The 19,414-nt window shown below is 64.5% G+C and carries 17 protein-coding genes; 14 read left to right on the top strand and 3 right to left on the bottom strand.

All coding sequences use genetic code 11. The features are described from left to right. The first annotated feature begins 11 nt into the window (after nucleotides 1-11). From QCE62_RS17495 to QCE62_RS17560, 14 genes are all read left to right on the top strand, one after another. Nucleotides 12-968 (top strand): AraC family transcriptional regulator, encoded by a 957-nt coding sequence (locus tag QCE62_RS17495; protein ID WP_309920925.1) that lies wholly within the window; start codon nucleotides 12-14, stop codon nucleotides 966-968. A 411-nt stretch (nucleotides 969-1,379) separates the two neighbouring features. Beyond that, nucleotides 1,380-2,312, top strand: a complete 933-nt coding sequence (locus tag QCE62_RS17500; protein WP_309920928.1) for an MBL fold metallo-hydrolase — start codon at nucleotides 1,380-1,382, stop codon at nucleotides 2,310-2,312. A 217-nt stretch (nucleotides 2,313-2,529) separates the two neighbouring features. Next, the gene (locus tag QCE62_RS17505; protein WP_309834307.1) at nucleotides 2,530-3,765 is read left to right on the top strand and encodes an urea ABC transporter substrate-binding protein; all 1,236 of its coding nucleotides are present in this window, start codon (nucleotides 2,530-2,532) and stop codon (nucleotides 3,763-3,765) included. A 60-nt stretch (nucleotides 3,766-3,825) separates the two neighbouring features. Next, a complete protein-coding gene (locus tag QCE62_RS17510) occupies nucleotides 3,826-4,695 on the top strand; it encodes an ABC transporter permease subunit (RefSeq protein WP_309920932.1) in 870 nt (289 codons plus the stop codon). A gap of 9 nt (nucleotides 4,696-4,704) precedes the next feature. Further along, on the top strand, nucleotides 4,705-5,784 hold the full coding sequence (locus tag QCE62_RS17515; RefSeq protein ID WP_404987377.1) for an ABC transporter permease subunit: 1,080 nt from the start codon (nucleotides 4,705-4,707) through the stop codon (nucleotides 5,782-5,784). Further along, nucleotides 5,781-6,491, top strand: coding sequence for an ABC transporter ATP-binding protein (locus QCE62_RS17520; protein ID WP_309920933.1), 711 nt, complete (start codon nucleotides 5,781-5,783; stop codon nucleotides 6,489-6,491). The genes QCE62_RS17515 and QCE62_RS17520 overlap by 4 nt, the downstream gene beginning before the upstream one ends. Continuing rightward, entirely contained in the window at nucleotides 6,488-7,195 is a 708-nt protein-coding gene (locus QCE62_RS17525) for an ABC transporter ATP-binding protein (RefSeq protein ID WP_309812794.1), read from the top strand. Before QCE62_RS17520 ends, QCE62_RS17525 begins: the two co-directional genes overlap by 4 nt. A gap of 13 nt (nucleotides 7,196-7,208) precedes the next feature. Further along, a complete protein-coding gene (locus QCE62_RS17530) occupies nucleotides 7,209-8,195 on the top strand; it encodes an acetamidase/formamidase family protein (protein ID WP_309920936.1) in 987 nt (328 codons plus the stop codon). 84 nt (nucleotides 8,196-8,279) lie between these two features. Then, nucleotides 8,280-9,434: a transporter substrate-binding domain-containing protein gene (locus QCE62_RS17535; RefSeq protein ID WP_309920938.1), complete on the top strand. Its 1,155-nt coding sequence runs from the start codon at nucleotides 8,280-8,282 to the stop codon at nucleotides 9,432-9,434. A gap of 1 nt (nucleotide 9,435) precedes the next feature. Beyond that, a complete protein-coding gene (locus QCE62_RS17540; protein ID WP_309920941.1) occupies nucleotides 9,436-10,086 on the top strand; it encodes an ANTAR domain-containing protein in 651 nt (216 codons plus the stop codon). 45 nt (nucleotides 10,087-10,131) lie between these two features. Further along, nucleotides 10,132-10,896, top strand: coding sequence for an SDR family oxidoreductase (locus QCE62_RS17545; protein ID WP_309920944.1), 765 nt, complete (start codon nucleotides 10,132-10,134; stop codon nucleotides 10,894-10,896). A 39-nt stretch (nucleotides 10,897-10,935) separates the two neighbouring features. After that, nucleotides 10,936-12,477 carry an amidase gene (locus QCE62_RS17550; RefSeq protein ID WP_309920947.1) on the top strand — a complete coding sequence of 514 codons (1,542 nt, stop codon included), beginning with the start codon at nucleotides 10,936-10,938 and terminating at the stop codon, nucleotides 12,475-12,477. Between the two features lie 161 nt (nucleotides 12,478-12,638). Beyond that, nucleotides 12,639-14,531 (top strand): FAD-binding monooxygenase, encoded by a 1,893-nt coding sequence (locus QCE62_RS17555; RefSeq protein WP_309920950.1) that lies wholly within the window; start codon nucleotides 12,639-12,641, stop codon nucleotides 14,529-14,531. 11 nt (nucleotides 14,532-14,542) lie between these two features. Beyond that, on the top strand, nucleotides 14,543-14,983 hold the full coding sequence (locus QCE62_RS17560) for a MarR family transcriptional regulator (RefSeq protein ID WP_309920953.1): 441 nt from the start codon (nucleotides 14,543-14,545) through the stop codon (nucleotides 14,981-14,983). Nucleotides 14,984-14,987: 4 nt separating this feature from the next. Here QCE62_RS17560 and prpF read toward each other — a convergent pair whose 3' ends face one another. The 3 genes from prpF to QCE62_RS17575 form a co-directional block, all read right to left on the bottom strand. Beyond that, nucleotides 14,988-16,181, bottom strand: coding sequence for a 2-methylaconitate cis-trans isomerase PrpF (prpF, locus tag QCE62_RS17565; protein WP_309920955.1), 1,194 nt, complete (start codon nucleotides 16,179-16,181; stop codon nucleotides 14,988-14,990). Nucleotides 16,182-16,215: 34 nt separating this feature from the next. Continuing rightward, nucleotides 16,216-18,813: a Fe/S-dependent 2-methylisocitrate dehydratase AcnD gene (gene acnD / locus QCE62_RS17570; protein WP_309920958.1), complete on the bottom strand. Its 2,598-nt coding sequence runs from the start codon at nucleotides 18,811-18,813 to the stop codon at nucleotides 16,216-16,218. Nucleotides 18,814-18,951: 138 nt separating this feature from the next. Then, on the bottom strand, nucleotides 18,952-19,414 hold a 463-nt coding region (locus tag QCE62_RS17575; RefSeq protein ID WP_309920961.1), incomplete at its 5' end, for a citrate/2-methylcitrate synthase.

Genomic DNA, 19,414 nt, shown 5'->3' on the forward strand with positions numbered 1-19,414 from the left:
CGGAGAAGGCGATGGCAACCGACTTGTTGAGCGATATTCTCGCGGACCTGTGCGCCGACGCCGTGGTCACTGGGTACTTCTCGCTCACCGCGCCGTTTGCGCTCAGCAAGCCGGCTGTCGACGGCGCCATGTTCAGAACGGCCTTCGGCAGCCCGTTCTACGTCATCGTCGCAGGGATGGAGCCCGTGCTCGTCGAACCTGGTGACTTCCTGCTGCTGCCGCATGGGCACGAGCACGTGCTCGCGTCGTCGCCCGAGGTCAGGCCCGTGCCATTCGACGACCTGATGGCGAGCCAGGGCATACGCCCCAGCTTCGACACGCCGCTGCGCTTCAGCGCGGGCGGCGGCGGCTCGGTGAGCGAACTATATACGGGTATCGTGGTATATCGCGAGGCCATGCGCTGTCCGCTTTTCTCGGTGTTGCCGCCGCTCATTCACGTGCGCGCGAACGATCCTGCCATGGTCCCTTGGCTCGCGAGCACACTTTCTTCCTTCATCCGCGAATCGATGTCCTGCCAGCCGGGTTGGGCGGTGGCGGCGGCGCGGCTCGCCGACGTGCTGTTCGTGCAATTGCTGCGCGCGCATTTGGGTTCGGCGGTCAGCCATACCGGCTGGTTGCGCGGCATCATGGACCCGCAGATCGGCAAAGCCATCGCGTTGCTGCACCGGAATCCGGAGCGTGACTGGACTGTCGAGTCGCTGGCGGCTGCGGCGGGCATGTCGCGCTCGCGCTTCAGCGCGCGTTTCGTCGAACTCGCCGGCGAAACGCCGATCGGTCATCTCACGTCGTATCGCATGTATCTCGCGAGTGATGCGCTCAGGCACACCCGGCAGAGGCTGATCGAGATCGCGGAGAGAGTGGGCTATGCCTCGGAAAAGGCCTTTATCCGTGCGTTCCGGCGCTGGTCCGGCATGGCGCCGAAACAATATGCGCGCAGCGAGGCGCGATCACTGCGACATGGACCGTAGTTAGGCGGCGCCGCAAGCCGGACTGACGCTCGAACCCGACGCCTCGTGGCGGGAGCAAACGTCTGGGGGCAAGGGCTGCGACGCGACGTCGCAAGGCTCGGTGCGAACGCCGTGGCCAGTTGCGCACCCGGTACGCACCCACTTGAAAACAAGTCGCGAGGCGTTTGAATGACGCCCCAAAATTCCTGTATAAGCGCCGCTGCCTGATGGTTATACGCGCTGCCGGCGCAGCGTTCCCGCACCATCGATTATTGCCGCCAGGACAACATCCTGTAGGCCTTCGCGACGCTATTGGCGCGCGCTTCTCCTCACTACACTCTGTCGCACAGTTGATCGAAACGCGAGCCGGATCAGGCCCGCGACATTCGTCGCCTCGTGCGGCATATCCCCGTGATGAAAGGAGTCTCGAACATGAGCCAGATTACCCGCAACGTGCAGCCCGTTACCGCGAGCCTCGGCAGGAAGAATGCAGGCGAACTCGTGCCGTCCCGCTATGCGGTGCGTATCGGTGACGTCGATGTCGTGCTGATCAGCGATGGCGTGCTGCCGCTGCCGACCTCGACGATGTCCACCAACGTGAGCGAGGCGGACCGCAACGCATGGTTCGATAGCCGCTTCCTGCAGCGCGACAGGTTCGACTGGGCGTTGAACATCGCGCTCGTGCGCAGCGGCGAGCATCTGATCCTGATCGATTCGGGCGTGGGCGACGGCTTCGAATACTTCTCGCGCGCGGGTCAGTCGGTGATGCGTCTCGAATCGGCGGGCATCGACCTGAAGGCGATCACCGATATCGTGATCACGCACATGCACATGGATCATGTCGGCGGGCTGAACAACGACGGCGTGAAGGCCAAGCTGCGTCCTGACGTGCGCATTCACGTGGCGGCGGCGGAAGTGGCGTTCTGGAAAGATCCTGACTTCAGCAGGACGGTCATGCCGGAATCGGTACCGCCCGCGCTGCGCCGAGCGGCTGCAACTTTCGTGAAGCTGTACAGCGAAAACATCGTGCTCTTCGACCGGACCGTGGACGTCGCAGCGGGTGTGTCGGCACGCGTGACGGGTGGGCACACGCCGGGGCATTGCGTGGTGGATGTCGCGTCGAACGGCGAGAAGCTGACCTTCGTCGGCGACGCGATCTTCGAAGTCAACTTCGATCATCCCGCCTGGCAAAACGGCTTCGAGCATGATCCCGAGAAAGCCGCGGACGTGCGTATCGCGTTGCTCGATGAAGCCGCCGAATCCGGCGCCTTGCTGGCCGCGGCGCATGTCGCGTTCCCGTCCATCGGACGCATTGCGAAGAACGGTGAGGGCTTTCGCTTCGTGCCGGTGCTGTGGGATTATTGAGCGACGCTGCACGCGCGTTCACGTGCTTCACTGATTTTTGATCGAGGTTGACAAGCAAAAATTCAGCGTTTTAGACTTGAGTCACCCTCGCGGCCCGACAATGATGTCCGCCCGAGGACCCGGCAGAGAAGCCCCTTGACGAACCACTGGTTCGTCAAGGGGCTTTTTTTTGTCCGAAATATTCCGCTGTTCTAGCGCCCACTTCTGGAGAACCCGCATGTTGCTGAAGCCGTCGGGCTGGATGCGTCTCGCCCTTACCGCAGGACTCGCACTGACCTCGCTCGCATCGAGCGCCGCCGATCCCGTGAAGATCGGCTTGCTGGAGGACGCTTCAGGAAACTTCGCGTTGGCCACCATTCCGAAGATCCACGCTACCCAACTTGCGGTCGAGGAGATCAACGCGAAGGGCGGCATACTCGGACGTCCGGTGACGCTGATCGCCTACGACACGCAGTCGGACAACACCAAGTTCCAGGAACTCGCCCGGCGTCTCGTGCAGACCGACAAGCCCGATGTGATCTTCGGCGCGTTCTCCAGCGCATCGCGCGAGGCCATCCGTCCGATCATGGACCGCGCACATCAGCTCTACTGGTACGACAACCAGTACGAAGGCGGTGTGTGCGACACGAACACCTTCGTGACCGGCGCGGTGCCCGAGCAGCAGTTCTCCACGCTCATTCCATGGATGATGCAGAAGTACGGCAAGAAGGTGTACACCATCGCCGCCGACTACAACTTCGGGCAGATCTCGGCGGAATGGGTGCGCAACATCGTGAAGGAGAATGGCGGCACGATGGTCGGCGAGGAATTCATCCCGCTGTCCGTGTCGCAGTTCGGCCAGACCATCCAGAACATCCAGAAGGCCAAGCCGGACTTCGTGGTCACGCTGCTGGTCGGCGCGAACCAGGCGTCGTATTACGAGCAGCAGGCATCGGCGCATCTGAACCTGCCGATGGCCAGTTCGGTCAACGTCGGCCAGGCCTACGAGCACAAGCGTTTCAAACCGCCGGCACTGAAGGACATGTATGTGACGGCGAACTATGTCGAGGAAGTCGATTCACCGGCAAGCAATGACTTCAAGAAACGCTTCCACGCCAAGTTCCCGAACGAGCCGTACATCAACCAGGAAGCGGCCAACGCCTACGACGCCATCTATCTCTACAAGGCTGCCGTCGAAAAGGCCAAGACGACGAACCAGGATGCGGTGCGCCATGCGCTCGAGAGCGGCGACATCTGCACGACAGGCGCGCAGGGCAAGGTCTGCATCGACCCGAAGAGCCATCACGCGAGCCATACCATCTATCTGGTGCACGTGAAGGAAGACCATAGCGTCGAGATTCCGAAGGTATGGGACGACGTGCAGCCGTACTGGCTCGGCAAGGTCGGCTGCGATCTGCCGAACAAGCCGGATCATCGCCAGTACACGCCGTCGAACCTGCCCAAGAAGTCCTGATCCGAAGCCGGCGCGCGCTGCCAGGCGCCGCGCGCGCGTCTTCCTGAACGTGGAGCATGCATGGCCACTCTCACCACGCTTTACTCGCTCGTCTACCAGTTCGGCGACAACTTCGCCTACCTGGTGCTCGCCGCGCTCGGTCTCGCAGTGATCTTCGGCATGATGGGCGTGATCAACCTCGCGCACGGCGAGTTCATCATGTGCGGCGCCTATGTCACCATCATCGCCGCGAAGCGCGGCCTGCCGCTGCCGCTCGCGATGCTGCTCGGCGCGCTCGCGGCGGCGTGCGCCGGCGTGATCGTCGAACGGCTCGTGATCCGTCATCTCTATGACCGCCTGTTCGATTCGGTGGTCGCCACCTGGGCCATCAGCCTCATCGTGCAGCAGACCATGCTGCTCGTCGCGGGGCCGTCCATGGAAGGCATCGCGACGCCGTTCGGTTCCTTCTCGCTCGGCGAATATTCGTTCTCGACCTATCGCGCTGTGCTGCCGCTCATTGCCCTCGCGATTCTCTTCGGGCTCTATCTGCTGTTCTTCAAGACCAACTACGGCGTGTGCGCCCGCGCGACCATCCAGAACGCGAGCATCGCGCAATGCCTCGGCCTGCGCACGGACCGGCTCTACACGCTGACCTTTGCGCTCGGCGCCGGGCTCGCGGGCCTCACGGGCGCGCTGTACGCCCCGACCATGACGGCGGTGCCCACCATGGGCAGCAATTTCATCGTGCAGGCCTTCGTCTCGGTGGTCGTGGGCGGCGCGAACGTGATTGCCGGAACGACGCCGGCGGCTGGCGTCCTTGCCATCATCCAGACGGCGCTCACGGCTTCCTATGGACAATTGTTCGGGCAGATCGGGCTGCTGTTGACGGTGATCGTCGTGATCCGGCTGATGCCGCAAGGCCTCGGCAATCTCTTTACCCGCCTGCGCTAGGAGGCCTGCATGAAGCAAACCGGAATGGCTTCCAGCGCTGCGCCCGGCGCCTGCGCGCGGGTCCTGCGCGTGCTGCCGTGGCTCGTTGCGCTGTGCCTGCCGCTCGTCGTCGATGCCAACACCAGCGGCAATCTCGCGTACTGCCTGCTGTGGGCCTTCAGCGCGATGGGCCTGGCCGCGATGTGGGGCTACGGCGGCATTCTGTCGTTCGGGCAGACGGCGTTCTTCGGGCTGTCGGGCTATAGCTACGGCATCTTCACGCTGAACTATGGCGATTACTGGTTTCAGTCGTGGCTCGGTCTCGGCGCGGGGCTCGTGGTCAGCGTGCTGGCGGCTGCGCTGATCGGCTACATGATCTTCTATGGCCGCATCAAGGGCGTGTTCATCGGCATCGTCACGCTGTCCGTGACGCTGGTGCTCGAAACCTTCATGGCGCAGACCGCCGGGCCGCAATGGGCGATCGGGGAAGCGCGGCTCAACGGCTACAACGGCATGGGCGGCATGACGCCGCTGACGATTCCCTGGCCAGGCGGCCCGCTGACGCTGGAGAACGCCAGCTTCTACTATCTCGTGCTGATCCTGCTGATCGTGGTCTACGCCGTCATGCGCAAGCTGCTCGACGGGCCGTTCGGTCTCACGCTGATCGCCATCCGCGAGAACCCGCAGCGCGCAGAGATGCTGGGCGTCGACATCCGCCGTCATCAGTGGCTCGTGTTCGTGCTCGGTTGCACGCTGGGCGGTCTGTCGGGCGCGCTCTACACGATCTGGGGCTCCTACATCACTCCATCGACGATGGGCCTCACCGCGGCCGCCATGCCGGTCATCTGGGTGGCCACATCGGGGCGCAAGACCATTGGCGGGACGATTCTCGGCACCGCGCTGCTGGTCTGGCTCTCGCAGAATCTCGCCGTGTACGGCAGCCAGTACGCGCTGATCCTGCTCGGCGCAATCCTGCTGATTGTCGTGCTGGCCGCGCCCGAAGGCCTGCTGCCGTTCGTCACGCGGCAACTCGGACGGCTCGCCGGCCGCGCGGGCGGCGGCGCGCGCCACGGCGGCCCCTGTCTCAAGCGCGAGGAGGGCAAATCATGACCACGCTGCTGGAAACGCGCGGACTCAAGAAGCACTTCGGCGGCGCGCACGTCATCAACGGCATCGACTTCAGCATCGACGCAGGAGAGATTCGCTGCGTGATCGGGCCGAACGGCGCGGGCAAGAGCACCTTCTTCAAGCTCATCACGGGGGAGCATCGGCCGTCGGAGGGGAGCGTGATGTTTCTCGGCGAGGACATGAGCCATGTGCTGCCGCACGAGCGCATCCGCCTGGGCATGAGCATCAAGTTCCAGATACCGGGCGTGTTCCCCGATCTCAGCGTGCGCCAGCATCTGCAACTGTCGCTGCATCGCGCGCGCGACGACCGGCCCGAAAGCCTCGACGACCTGCTCGAGCGCTTCATGCTGGAGCAGGAGGAGCACGTGCTCGCGCGCAATCTGTCGCACGGCAAGAAGCAGTGGCTCGAAATCGCCATGGCGGTCTCGCTGCGGCCGAAGCTGCTGTTCCTCGACGAACCCGTGGCCGGGATGTCGGTCGAGGAAACCCATGCAACGGGTGAGCTCATCAAGCGGCTGTCGGCGGCCGGGCTCACGATGATGGTGGTCGAGCACGACATGACCTTCGTCAAGCAGATTGCGTCGCGCGTCACGGTGCTGCACGGCGGCAGCGTGCTGGCGGACGGCCCGCTCGACGAGATCCTCGCGCGCGACGATGTCGCCGAAGTGTATCTGGGGAAAAAGAAATGAGCGCGTTGCTCGAAGTGTCGGGCGTGGAAGCAGGGTATGGCGGCGGACGCGTGCTCAATGGCGTGTCGCTCAGCATCGGACGGGGCGAGGTGCTGGCGCTGATCGGCCGCAACGGCGTCGGCAAGACGACGCTGATGCGTGCGCTCATCGGGCTGGTGCCGCTCGATGCCGGAGAGATCGTCCTCGACGGTACGGCAATCGGCCATGAGAAGCCCTACGTGAGAGCGCAGCAGGGCATGGGCTATGTGCCGCAGGGCCGCGAGATCTTCGGCGCGCTGACGGTCGCGGAAAACCTTCAGGTCGGCGCGCAGGCGAACCGGGCGAAGGCCGCGCAGATGCGCGAGCGGGTCGTCGACTATTTCCCGATCCTGAAGCAGCGCTACGCGCAGAAGGCGGGCACGATGAGCGGCGGCGAACAGCAGCAGCTCGCCATTGCCCGCGCGCTCATCAGCGCGCCGAAGGTGCTGTTGCTCGACGAGCCGTCCGAGGGCATCCAGCCGTCCATCGTGGATCTGATCGGCGAGACCTTGCAGCAGATCGCGCGCGAAACCGGCATTGGCGTGGTGCTGGTGGAACAGGACATGGGCATGGTCGAGCGCATTGCGACACGCTGCTGCGTGATGGACAAGGGCCGCATTGTCGAGACATTGAGTCCCGCGCAACTCGGGGACGAGCAACTCATTCGCCAGTATCTGGCACTGTGACGGAGAGCGGAACATGAAATGGCTTGAGGACTCGATCATGATGAAGCGCGGCCAGGGCGCGGGCCGTGAGCCGGTGGAGCATCATCTCACCGAGCAGATGCAGAAGACCTATCACTACACCATCGGTCCGTACTCGGATCCGGTGCTGCACGTGAAGCCGGGCGACCGCATCGTGGTGGAAACGCGCGATGCCTTCGAAGGCAAGATCAAGGAGGAGACGGACAAGCCTTCGCAGGTGCTTCAAGTGCCGTTCCTCAATCCGCAGAACGGGCCGATCATGATCGAAGGCGCCGAGAAGGGCGACGTGGTCGCGGTGTACATCGAGAAGATGGCGCCGCGCGGCCCGGACCCGCACGGCTTCTGCTGCATGATCCCGAACTTCGGCGGGCTGACCGGCACCGACTACACCGCGTTGCTCAACGAGCCCTTGCCGGAAGTGGTGCGCAAGATCAGGATCGACGAGGAGAACGTGTACTGGAGCAAGCGCAACACCTTGCCGTACAAGCCGCATATCGGCACGCTGAGTCTTTCGCCGGAAATCGATTCGATCAACTCGCTCACACCTGATAATCACGGCGGCAACATGGACGTGCCGGACATGGGGCCGGGCAGCATCACCTATCTGCCGGTGCGCTCGCCGGGCGGACGCCTGTTCATCGGCGATGCGCACGCCTGCCAGGGCGATGGCGAGGTGTGCGGCACCGCCGTCGAGTATCAGAGCACGACCACCGTGCGCGTGGACCTCATCAAGGGCTGGCGGATCGACTGGCCGAGGCTCGAGAATGAAGACGCGCTGATGAGCATCGGCAGCGCTCGGCCGCTGGAGGATGCCACGCGCATTGCCTATCGCGAGCTCGTGTTGTGGATGGCCGCGGAGTATGGCTTCGACAAGTGGGACGCGTACATGATGCTGAGTCAGGTGGGCCGCGTGCGCCTGGGCAATTTTGTCGATCCAAAATACACGGTTGGCGCGATGGTCGCGAAGCACTATCTGAAGTAACGCATCATTCAGTCGGAAGAAACGACACCAGACGACCCAGGCGCGAGGCCGCGGCTTCGCGCAAACAAGAGAGCGTGTCAAGAAATGGCTTTGTCCGATCCCATTCGAGTGGGCCTGCTGTGCTCGACCAGCGGTTCGACCGCGCTGCTCGAGCAGTCCCAATGGCGAGGCGCCTGTCTCGCCGTCGACGAGATCAATGCGCGCGGCGGTATTGGCGGACGCGAACTCGTTGCGCTGCACTACGACCCCGGCTCCGACCCGGCCGCGTTCCGCGAACTGGCGGAGCGGCTGATCCTGAAGGACGGGGTCAACACCATCTTCGGCGGCTATACGTCCACGAGCCGCAAGGCAATGCTGCCGGTCGTCGAAAAGCACAACCGTCTGCTGATCTATGCGCAGATGTACGAGGGCTTCGAGTACTCGGACAACATCATCTATAGCGGCGCGTCGCCGAATCAGAACGGCGTGCAGCTGGCGGACTTCATGACCGAGACTTTCGGCGCGCGGGTGTATTTCGTCGGGTCGAGCTATGTCTATCCGTACGAATGCAATCGCACGATGCAGGAGCTGCTGCTCCAGCATCCCGAAGGCGCGATCCTCGGCGAACGCTATCTGCCGCTCGACGCCACGCGCGAGCAGTTCGAGCAGGTCATCGCCGATATCCGCCGCAAGGCGCCGGACTGGATCTTCTGCACGGTGATCGGCGAGACCGTGCCGTATCTCTACGACGCCTACGCGCATGCCGACTTCGATCCGGCCCGCATGCCCATCGGCAGCCTCAATACTTCGGAGACGGAAATCCGCGCGATGGAGCCCGGCAGCGCCGCCGGCCACATCACGGCCGCGCCGTATTTCCAGAGCATCGACACGGTGGAGAACCATCGTGCGGTCGCGCTGCATCAGTCGCGCTACGGCGCGCACACGCCCACCGACATGAACTGGGAAGCCGCCTACTATCAGATGCACATGTTCGCGGAAGCGTTCGCGCGCGCGGGCTCCGACAAGCTCGCGAGCATCATGCCGCAGCTGCTCGGTTCCGAGTTCAACGCGCCGCAAGGCCGTGTGCGCATCGATCCGGTGAATCATCACATGGCGCTCTATCCGCGCATTGGCCGCGCTTCGGCGGACGGCCAGTTCACCATCCTGCGCGAATCGAAGTTCGCCGTCGGGCCCGATCCCTATATGACGCGTCAGACGCTCGGGGACTGGGTCACGAAGCTGAGCACGCGGGACTCCTGACGTGAGCGCGCGCCCGGACCGAGGCCAGCGGAGCCTCACCAGTTCGATCCTCGAGCGCCATGCGCGGGTGCTCGTCTTCCATCCGGACGACAACGATGGACAGACGCTCGCCAATCACCTGCGGCGCATGGGCTTTCAGGTGGAGCGCTGCTGGCCGCCGCTGGACACCTTGCCCGAGCGCGTCGATCTCGTATTCCGCGCGTTGCTGCCGGAAGAACGCGCGCCCTGCGGCGAGTGGTCCGGCCCGGAAACGCCGCCCGTCATCTGCGTGGTTTCCTACGAGAATCCGACCTTCATCGACCAGGCCATCAAGCTCGGCGCGGACGGCATCGTCACGACGCCGGTGCGCGCTTCGGGTCTGCTCTCGACGGTGGTGATGGCGCTGTATCACTCGAAGCGCGCGCGTCAGCATGCGCAGCGCATCGCGAAGCTCGAACAGAAACTGCTCGACAGCCGGCATCTGCAGGAAGCCAAGAACATCTTGATGATCATGCATCGCGTGAGCGAACGCGAGGCCTACGACATGCTGCGCGCGCAGGCAATGGAGAAGCGCGTGACCATCGACGACATCTGCCACTCCGTCATCCAGGCGGGCGAAGTGCTGCAGATTGCGCGCGGCATGAGTTCAGGGGACGGGCGCGAGAAAGCGTGAGCGCGCCGTCCCGGCGTCTGACCGACATGCACAGGAGCGGCGAACATGGACCTGCAACTGAAGGGCTTGAAGGCGATCGTGACCGGCGGCACCAAGGGCATCGGGCTGGCGATTGCGCGGACACTGGCGGCGGAAGGCGCGGACGTCGCCATCTGCGCGCGCGATGCGGCCGCCGTTGAAACCACCGCGGAGGCGCTGGCCGAATTGAGCGGTGCGCGTGCATCGGGCGCGGCCGTCGATGTGGCCGATGGCGCCGCGCTCAAGGCATGGGTCGCGCGCGTCGGGGCGGACTGGGGCGGGATGGATATCGTCGTGGCCAATGTGAGCGCGCTTGCCATTGGCAACGACATTGAATCCTGGCGCAAGGAGTTCGAGACGGATCTGCTGGGCACCGTGAATCTCGTCGATGCCGCGATGCCGTTTCTCGAAGCGAGCCAGGCGGCTTCGATCGTCGCGATATCGAGCGTGTCGGGACGCGAGATCGATTTCGCCGCCGGACCCTACGGCGTGTTCAAGGCCGCGCTGATTCACTACATGCAAGGGCTCGCGAACCAGCTGGCCGCGAAGGGCATTCGCGCGAATACGGTATCGCCGGGCAATGTGTATTTCGAAGGCGGCGTGTGGGACTGGATCGAGCATAACGATGCCGCGCTGTTCGAACGCGCGCTCGCTTTGAATCCGACCGGCCGCATGGCCCGGCCGCAGGAAATCGCCAACGCGGTGGCGTTCATCGCGAGTCCGGCGGCGAGCTTCGTGAGCGGGGCGAACTTCGTCGTCGATGGCGCGCTCACGCGGGGCGTGCAGCTTTGAGCGTCGCGCGTTCGAACACCACCTCAACAGGAGCACCGAATGGAACGAGGCAGTGCGATGGAGATCGATCTGGATACGCTCACGGTCGAAGCCGTGCAGGCGGGTTTCAAGGCCGGCGCCTTCACGGCGGAACACCTGGCGCAGGCCTGCTTCGAGCGGATCGAGCGCGATAACGGGCGCTACAACGCGCTGATCTTCCTGAACCCCGCCGCACTCGACGACGCACGCGAGATCGACCGGCGGCGCGCTGCCGGCGAAGTGCTGGGACCGCTCGCCGGGGTGCCGGTCGTCATCAAGGATCCGATGGACATGGTCGGCTTTCCGACCACGGCGGGATGGAAGAAGCTGTATGGCAAGCATGGCGGCGTCGACCTGATGCCGGCCCGCGATGCGCCGGTCGTCGCACGCATGCGGCGCGCGGGCGCGATCCTGCTCGGCAAGACCAACGTGCCCATCCTGAGTCATACGGGCACGCATGCGAACGACAGCTGGGCAGGCCCGACCCTCAACGTGCCGATGCCCGACCGCGCACCCGGCGGCAGCAGCGCGGGAACGGCGTCGGCGGTGGCATCGGGCATGGCGGTGCTCGGGCTCGCCGAGGAAACCGGCGGGTCGATCCAGAACCCGGCGTCGGCGCAGGATCTCGTCGGCATCAAGCCGACCATCGGGCTGGTGCCGAATGCGGGCGTCGTGCCCTTGTCGGGCAATCGCGATGTCGTCGGGCCGATTGCCCGCACCGTGCGCGACGCGGCGCTGTGCCTCGATGCGCTCGCGGGCTATTCCAGCGAAGACCCGAAGACGCTGGCCGGCGTCGGCCGTCAGCCTGCGGGAGGCTATGCAGCGGCGCTTGCGGCGGATGCGTTGCAGGGCAAGCGCATCGGCTTGTATGGGCCGGGCTGGCGCACGCAAGCGCTCTCCGACGAAGCCGCCGCGCTCTATGAACGCGTGCAGCGGGAACTGGTGGAACTGGGCGCGGTGCTGATCGAGGATCCGTTCGCCGGTTCGGGTTTCGCTGACTTGCGCAAGCCGACGCCGCCGCTCGAACACTTCGATGCGCGTGGACTCGAATCCATTCCGTACGATCTGGAGAAGTATCTGCAACGCCTGGGCAGGGATGCGGCGCTCAAGACGTTCGCGGAGTTCGCCGAAGCGACGCGGGATGACGATGCATTCGGCCCCAATGGCGTGCTGCGTTATCTGCATAGCCTTGCGGACTTTCGCACCGCGTTGGCCGATCCGTCGCTGCCGCCCGAGATGCCGGAATTCGTCGCACTGAAGGCGCGTTACCTGACGATCTTCGACAGCGTGATGAGCCAGCATCGTCTCGATGCGCTCGTGTTCCCGCAGATGCGCAACGAGCTTCCGTCGCTGCACGGCAAGGAAGTCATCCAGGAAACGACCGTCGGCGAGATCAATATCGCGGGTCTGCCGGGCATTGCGGTGCCGGCCGGATACTACGAATCCGGCTCGCCGTTCGGCCTGATCTTCGTCGGACGCCAATGGGACGAGGGCGCGCTGCTCGGCTATGCCTACGCGTATGAATGCGGCACGCAGCACAGGAAGGCGCCGCGGCTTTCCTGACTTCACGTTGGACCGGCGCACGGGCGCCGGTCCGCTCAAAAAAAACCAGCCGATCGGCCTTCTCCGGGTAAACCGCAGGGCTCCGATAACTTCTTGGATATAGTTGGCATACGGAGTATATTTCGATCCAGAGAAATCGAGACCTTGTGGAGGCAGACATCATGCAATTTCATCTCAACGGTTTTCGCACGGACGATCCGGGCATCGAACCCGCCGCCGAAGGCGCGCCGCACGTTGCCATGCCTGACGCGGTGGATGTGCTCATCGTCGGCAGCGGTCCGGCTGGACTCGTGCTCGCGGCACAGCTGGCGCAGTTTGCGTCGATCACCACGCGCATCGTCGAACGTCGTGCGGGACCGTTGCTGATGGGGCAGGCGGACGGCGTCGCGTGCCGCACGGTGGAAATGTTCCATGCCTTCGGTCTCAGCGAACGGCTGCTGCGCGAAGCGTACTGGGTCAACGAAACGGTGTTCTGGCGGCCGGATGCCGCTGACCGGGGCGCGATTCGTCGGACCGGACGCGTTCAGGATACCGAAACCGGCATGTCCGAGTTTCCGCACGTGATCGTGAATCAGGCGCGCTTGCAGGCCTATCTGCTCGATCTGATGCATCGTTCCGCGCAGCGCCTCGAACCGGATTACGCGCTCGAAGTCGTCGATGTCACGCGCGACGACGCTTCTGATCATCCGCTCACTGTCACGCTGAAGCGCACGGAAGGGGAGCGCGCCGGTGAAGAGACGAAGATCCGCGCGCGTTATGTCGTGGGTTGCGACGGCGCCCGCAGCCGCGTGCGTGCGGCCATCGGTCAGACGCTCAACGGCGACGCCGCCAATCACGCGTGGGGCGTGATGGATGCGCTGGCGGTGACCGACTTCCCCGACATTCGCCTCAAGGCCGCGATCCAGTCGGCGAGCAAGGGCAATCTGTTGCTCATCCCGCGCGAGGGCGGTTATCTCGTGCGCTTCTATGTCGATCTCGGCGAAGTGACGCCCGAGAACCGCGACGGCATTCGACAGATCAAGGTGGAGCGCATCATCGGGACGGCGCAGCGCATCCTGCATCCTTATACGCTCGATGTGAAGGAAGTCGCGTGGTTCTCGGTGTATGAAGTGGGCCAGCGTCTGACCGAACGTTTCGACGACGCCTTGACGCCCGATGGCTCATCGCGCGAACCGCGCGTGTTCATCGCGGGCGATGCCTGTCATACGCATAGCGCGAAGGCGGGGCAGGGCATGAACGTGTCGATGCAGGATGGTTTCAATCTCGGCTGGAAGCTGGGCGCAGTGCTTCAGGGCCGCAGCGATGCCAGCCTGCTGCGTACCTATTCCGATGAACGCCAACCGGTTGCGCAGGAGTTGATCGACTTCGACAAGGAATGGTCCGCAATGATGGCCGCGCCGCCGAAAGACCCGGCGCATCCGGAAGCGGGCGGCGTGGATCCGGCGGAGTTGCAGGCGTATTTCGTGCGCGCGGGCCGCTATACGGCGGGCGTTGCCACGCATTACCGGCCGGGTCCGCTGACGGGTGCGACTACGCATCAGGCGCTCGCGCGCGGCTTCACGATCGGCACGCGCTTTCATTCGGCGCCGGTGATCCGCATCGCCGATGCCAGGCCGATGCACCTCGGTCACGCAGCGCTCGCCGATGGCCGCTGGCGTCTGTATGCGTTCGCGGATGCAAGCGGTCGAGCCTTCGACGCGCTCTGTGAGCATCTGGCTGCATGGCTGCGCGACATCACGCCACCTGATGCCGACATCGACAGCGTCATCGATCTGCGCGCGGTGTTGCAGACTCCGCATCGCGACGTGCGCCTGCAGGACTTGCATGCGCTGCTGTTGCCGCGCAAGGGCCGCTATGGGCTGGTGGATTATGAAAAGGTATTTACGCGCGACGAGTCGGCTGATATCTTCGACGCGCGCGGCATCGATCGCGAACGGGGTGCGCTCATCGTGGTCCGTCCGGATCAATACGTCGCGCATGTGCTGCCGCTCGATGCGTTCGATGAACTGAACGCATTCCTGCGTCCGCTGTTCCGAACCCGTTCCACTGCTTGATCCTGTCGACCGTGCCTGCTCAAACACATTCTCCCGCCGCCCTTTCCCGATTCACCGGCAGTCTGGTGCGGCGCGCGCAGCAGCGGCATCTGGCGGTCTGGCAGAGCGAGGTGTCGACGGAGATCACGAGCGTGCAGTACGCCGCGCTTGAAATCCTGCAACGGACGCCGGGCGTGAACCAGCGCCAGCTTGGCGACGAACTCGACGTGGACCGCTCGACCATCGCGGAACTCGTGGCGCGCATGGCCCGCAATGAGCTGATCGAGCGTTCCGACGATCCCGTCGACAAGCGCAGCTACGTGCTGTCGTTGACGCCCGCCGGCAAGAAGCAGCTTGCGACGCTGCGGCCTCGCGTGGAGCAGGTGGAGCGCATCCTGACCGCAAGGTTGTCGGCAGCGGAGGGCCGCGAATTGCGGCGCCTGCTGCTGGCCTTGTTGCCGGACGAAGCGTGACGCTTTAGTTCGAGCTTTCGAACGGCACGCGCACATTCCCTTCCATCAGCACGCGCGCGCTGCGGCTCATGATGGCCTTCGTCACTTGCCAGGCGCCTTCCGCCTGCACCGCCTCCGCGCCGACCCGCAGCGTGCCCGACGGATGCCCGAAACGCACTGACTGACGCTCGCCGCCGCCCGCCGCGAGATTGACGAGCGTGCCGGGGATCGCCGCCGCCGTGCCGATGGCCACCGCCGCCGTGCCCATCATCGCGTGATGCAGCTTGCCCATCGACATCGCGCGCACGAGCACGTCCACATCTTCCACGCCCACTTGCTTGCCGCTCGATGCCGTGTATGCCGCCGGCCGCGCGACGAACGCGACCTTCGGCGTGTGCTGGCGCGTGGCAATTTCATCGAGGCTCTTGATGAGCCCCATGCGCAGCGCACCGTGTGCGCGGATGGTCTCGAAGCGCTTCAAGGCCGCTTCGTCGCCGTTGATGGCGTCCTGCAACTCGGTGCCGGTGTAGCCGATGGCATCGGCGTTCAGGAAGATGGTCGGAATGCCCGCGTTGATCATCGTGGCCTTCAGCGTGCCGATGCCCGGCACATCGAGATCGTCGACCACGTTGCCGGTCGGGAACATCGCGCCGCCCGCGCCTTCCTCTTCCGCTGCCGGATCGAGGAATTCGAGTTGCACTTCGGCCGCCGGAAAGGTCACGCCGTCGAGTTCGAAGTCGCCGGTTTCCTGCACGGCGCCGTTCGTCATCGGCACATGCGCGATGATGGTCTTGCCGATGTTCGCCTGCCAGATGCGCACGATCGCAATGCCGTTGTCCGGCACGCGTTCCGGATCGACCAGCCCGCCGCCGATCGCAAACGGACCCACCGCCGCCGAGAGATTGCCGCAGTTGCCGCTCCAGTCGACGAAGGCCTTGTCGATCGATACCTGACCGAACAAGTAATCGACGTCGTGACCGGGCCGCGTGCTCGTCGAGACGATCACCGTCTTGCTCGTGCTCGACGTCGCGCCGCCCATCCCGTCGATCTGCTTGCCGTAAGGGTCGGGGCTGCCGATCACGCGCATGAACAGCTTGTCGCGCGCCGCGCCGGGCACGCGCGCGGCCTCGGGCAGATCGTTCAGGCGGAAGAAGACGCCCTTGCTGGTGCCGCCGCGCATGTAGGTCGCGGGGATCCTGATTTGAGGTGCGTGTGCCATGTGAATCGAATCCTTTGAAAGAAGAGACGGCGCGTCAGGCAGCAGCCTTCGACGATTCCAGGAAGTCCTGCGCGAAGCGTTGCAGCACGCCGCCTGCTTCATAGATGGACACCTCTTCGGCGGTATCGAGCCGGCAGGTGACGGGCACTTCCACGCGTTCGCCGTTCTTGCGCTGGATCACGAGCATGAGATCGGCGCGCGGCGTGCGTGCGCCGATGACGTCATAGGTCTCGGTGCCGTCGAGCGCGAGCGTCACGCGGTTCACGCCTGGCTTGAATTCGAGCGGCAACACGCCCATGCCGATCAGGTTCGTGCGATGGATCCGCTCGAAGCCTTCCGCGACGATCGCCTCGACGCCCGCGAGCCGTACGCCTTTCGCGGCCCAGTCGCGCGACGAGCCTTGCCCGTAGTCCGCGCCCGCGACGATGATAAGCGGTTGCTTGCGCTCCATGTAAGTCTCGATGGCTTCCCACATGCGCGTGACCTTGCCTTCGGGTTCGATGCGCGCCAGCGAACCCTTCTTGATCTGGCCATCGACCACGGCCATTTCGTTGATGAGCGTCGGATTGGCGAAGGTCGCGCGCTGCGCGGTCAGATGGTCGCCGCGATGCGTCGCATACGAATTGAAGTCCTCTTCGGGCAAGCCCATCTTCGTCAGATATTCGCCGGCGGCGCTGTTCGCGAGAATCGCGTTGGACGGCGAGAGGTGATCGGTCGTGATGTTGTCGCCGAGCAGGGCGAGCGGCCGCATGCCGCGCAACGTGCGCTCGCCCGCCAGCGCGCCTTCCCAGTACGGCGGACGGCGAATGTACGTGCTCTGGCCGCGCCAGTCGTAGAGCGGGTTGATGGCGTCGCCGCTTTTCTGCTTGAGCGCGAACATCGGCTCATACACGCGGCGGAAATGCTCGGGCTTGACGCTCTGCGCGACGATCGCATCGATCTCCGCATCGTCCGGCCAGATGTCCTTCAGATACACCGGCTGGCCGTTCGCGCCGGTGCCGAGCGCATCCTTCTCGATGTCGAAGTGGATCGTGCCTGCAATCGCATAGGCGACGACCAGCGGCGGCGAAGCCAGGAACGCCTGCTTCGCATACGGGTGAATGCGGCCATCGAAGTTGCGATTGCCGGAGAGCACGGCGGTGGTGTACAGCTCGCGCTCGACGATCTCCTGCTGGATCACCGGATCCAGCGCGCCCGACATGCCGTTGCACGTCGTGCAGGCAAACGCGACGATGCCGAAGCCGAGCTTCTCGAGTTCGGGCAGCAGGGCGGCGTCCTGCAAGTAGAGCTCGACGGCCTTCGAGCCCGGCGCCAGCGACGACTTCACCCACGGCTTGCGCGTGAGGCCTTGCGCATTGGCATTGCGCGCGAGCAGCGCCGCTGCGATCACGTTGCGCGGATTGCTGGTGTTGGTGCAGCTGGTGATGGCCGCGATGATGACCGCGCCGTCCGGCATCTTGCCCGGCGTCTCTTCCCACTTGCCGGCGATGCCGCGTGCGGCGAGCTGCGACGTGGGCAGGCGCTTGTGCGGATTCGACGGCCCCGCCATGTTGCGTTCCACGCTCGACAGATCGAAGCGCAGGATGCGCTCGTAGCGCGCGTTCGTGAGCGTGTCGGCCCACAGGCCCGCGGTCTTCGCGTAGGTTTCGACGAGGCGGATCTGCTCTTCGTCGCGGCCAGTGAGGCGCAGATAGTCGATGGTCTGCTGGTCGATGTAGAACATCGCGGCGGTCGCGCCGTACTCGGGCGCCATGTTCGAGATGGTCGCGCGGTCGCCGAGCGTCAGGCTAGCTGCGCCTGCGCCATAGAACTCCAGATACGCGCCGACGACCTTTTCCTTGCGCAGGAATTCGGTGAGCGCGAGCACGATGTCCGTTGCCGTGATGCCCGGCTGCCGCTTGCCCGTCAGCTCCACGCCGACGATGTCCGGCAGGCGCATCCACGACGCGCGGCCCAGCATGACGTTCTCCGCTTCCAGGCCGCCGACGCCAATCGCGATCACGCCGAGTGCATCGACGTGGGGCGTGTGGCTGTCGGTGCCGACGAGCGTGTCGGGGAACGCGACGCCGTTGATCGCGTGGATCACGGGCGACATTCGCTCCAGATTGATCTGATGCATGATGCCGTTGCCCGGCGGGATCACCTCGACGTTCTCGAAGGCCTGCTTGGTCCAGTCGATGAAGTGAAAGCGGTCTTCATTGCGGCGGTCCTCGATGGCGCGATTCTTCTGGAACGCATCGGGATCGAAGCCGCCGCATTCAACAGCCAGCGAATGATCGACGATCAGTTGCACCGGCACCACGGGATTCACCTTGGCGGGATCGCCGCCCTGTTCGGCGATGGCGTCGCGCAGGCCGGCCAGATCGACCAGCGCCGTCTGGCCCAGGATGTCGTGACACACCACGCGCGCCGGATACCACGGGAAGTCGCGCTCGGTCTTGCGCTCGATCAGTTGCAGCAGCGAGGCGTCGAGCATCGCCGGATCGCAGCGGCGCACCAGGTTCTCGGCCAGTACGCGCGACGTATAGGGCAGGGTGTCGTAGGCGCCGGGCGAGAGGGCGTCGACGGCCGCGCGCGCATCGAAGAAATCGCACGGGGTGCCGGGAAGAGGTTTGCGGTTTGCAGTATTCATGGCCGTGTCTCGCTCATCGCATGGTCTGGTTTCAAGGGCCATGCTGCAAGGGTATTGTCGGGGGTCGAACGTTGACTACGATATCAAAAAAGGCCTTGCTGCCGTGCGCGGCGGCAAGGCCCGGGTGTTACATGCGCTTCACTTGCGTTCGCGCAGCGGCGTGAATTTCAGGTTGTCCGGTCCCGTGTAATTCGCGCTCGGCCGGATGATCTTGTTGTCGATGCGTTGCTCGATGATGTGCGCGCTCCATCCCGACGTGCGCGAAATCACGAACAGCGGCGTGAACATGGCTGTGGGCACGCCCATCATGTGGTATGAAACGGCGCTGAACCAGTCGAGATTGGGGAACATCTTCTTCGCGTCCCACATGACCGTTTCGAGGCGCTCGGCGATGCTGAAAAGCTTGGTGTCGCCCGCTTCCTTCGAGAGCTTCTTCGCCACTTCCTTGATGACCTTGTTGCGCGGGTCCGAGATCGTGTACACCGGATGCCCGAAGCCGATTACCACTTCCTTTCGTTCCACGCGCTGCTTGATGTCGGCTTCGGCTTCGTCGGCATCGAGATAGCGTGACTGAATTTCAAAGGCCACTTCGTTGGCGCCG

It is taken from the genome of Caballeronia sp. LZ033, assembly GCF_031451265.1.
Taxonomy (GTDB): Bacteria; Pseudomonadota; Gammaproteobacteria; order Burkholderiales; family Burkholderiaceae; genus Caballeronia.